We start from the raw sequence: 1,577 nt of genomic DNA, 5'->3' as shown, positions 1-1,577 counted from the left end.
CCTCGTCGGCGTCCCCGCGCTCGCCCGGCAGGACACCGGTCTGCGCGGGCTTGAGCACGGCCACGGACCGCCCGGCCGCGAGGGCCGCCGCGGCGACGGCCGCGGTCGTCACGGTCTTGCCGACCTCCGTGCCCGTCCCCGTGATCACCAGTACCGAAGACATGTCAGCCCTCCTGAGCGGCCGCGCACACCGCGGCCGTGATCCGTGCCAGATCCGCGTCCCCGGTGACGTACGGCGGCATCGTGTACACGAGGTCCCGGAACGGGCGCAGCCACACACCCTCGCGGACCGCGGCCCTGGTCGCTGCCGCCATGTCGATCTCGTGGTCGAGCTGCACGACCCCGATGGCACCGAGCACGCGTACGTCCCGGACACCGGGCAGCTCCGCCGCCGGAGCCAGCCCCTCCCGCAGTCCGGTCTCGATGCGCTTGACCTCGGTCTGCCAGTCCTGGCCGAGAAGCAGGTCGATCGAGGCGCAGGCCACGGCGGCGGCGAGCGGGTTGCCCATGAAGGTCGGGCCGTGGGCGAGGACCGGCACCTCGCCCCGCGAGATCCCGTCGGCGACCCGCGCGGTGCAGAGCGTGGCCGCCATCGTCAGATAGCCGCCGGTCAGCGCCTTGCCCACACACATCACGTCCGGCGTCACCGCCGCGTGCCCGGCCGCGAACATGGCGCCCGTACGGCCGAAGCCCGTCGCGATCTCGTCGAACACGAGCAGCACGTCGTGCGCGTCGCACGCCTCGCGCAGCACCCGCAGATACACGGGGGAGTGGAACCGCATCCCGCCCGCGCCCTGCACCACCGGTTCCACGATCACCGCGGCCAGCTCGTCCGCGTGCCGCTCGATCAGCTCGCGCAGATGCTCCGCGTACGACTCCTCGTACGCGACCGGCGGCGGGTCCGCGAACACCTGGCGCTGGAGCACGCCCTGCCACAGCTCGTGCATCCCGCCCTCCGGGTCGCACACGGACATGGGCTGCCAGGTGTCGCCGTGGTACCCGCCGCGCCAGGTCAGCAGGCGCTGCTTGCCCGGGCGCCCGAGGGAACGCCAGTGCTGGAGGCACATCTTGACCGCGACCTCGACCGACACCGAGCCGGAATCGGCCAGGAAGACGTGCTCAAGGCCTTCAGGTGACATGTCGACAAGATGCTTCGCCAGTCGTACCGCGGGCTCGTGGGTGAGCCCGCCGAACATCACGTGGCTCATCCGGCCGAGCTGGTCGCGGGCCGCCTCGTTGAGCGCGGGGTGGTTGTAGCCGTGGATCGCCGACCACCAGGACGACATGCCGTCGATCAGCTCGTCGCCCGTGCCGGCCAGCCGCAGCCGCACCCCGCTCGCCGACTCCACGACGAGCGGTTCCTGCCGGCCGGGCATCGGCCCGTACGGGTGCCAGACGTGTCGCCGGTCGAGCTCCAGCAGCTCGGGCACGGAGAGGTCGGACACGTGCGGGTCAGGCATTGGGCGCGAGGTCCGTTCCGGCACCACGGCGGCGCACCGCGACCAGGTCCGTACGCGCCTCGGAGGCCCGGGCCGTCTCCGGGACCCGCGCCGCCGCGGGGGCCTGCCCGTCGAGAT

Annotated in this window: 2 protein-coding genes; both read right to left on the bottom strand. The window is 72.9% G+C overall.

Translation table 11 applies throughout. From position 1 onward, the window contains the following. A partial coding sequence (locus O3Q52_RS52915) for an AAA family ATPase (protein ID WP_269655523.1) occupies positions 1–163 on the bottom strand: 163 nt, incomplete at its 3' end. A 1-nt stretch (position 164) separates the two neighbouring features. Continuing rightward, on the bottom strand, positions 165–1,460 hold the full coding sequence (locus tag O3Q52_RS52910) for an adenosylmethionine--8-amino-7-oxononanoate transaminase (RefSeq protein WP_269655522.1): 1,296 nt from the start codon (positions 1,458–1,460) through the stop codon (positions 165–167). Between the last annotated feature and the right edge of the window lie 117 nt (positions 1,461–1,577).

Source organism: Streptomyces sp. ActVer (assembly GCF_027270795.1).
Taxonomy (GTDB): Bacteria; Actinomycetota; Actinomycetes; order Streptomycetales; family Streptomycetaceae; genus Streptomyces; species Streptomyces umbrinus_A.
The sequence above is the reverse complement of the archived record's forward strand: the minus strand, read 5'-3'. Positions and strand labels throughout refer to the sequence as shown.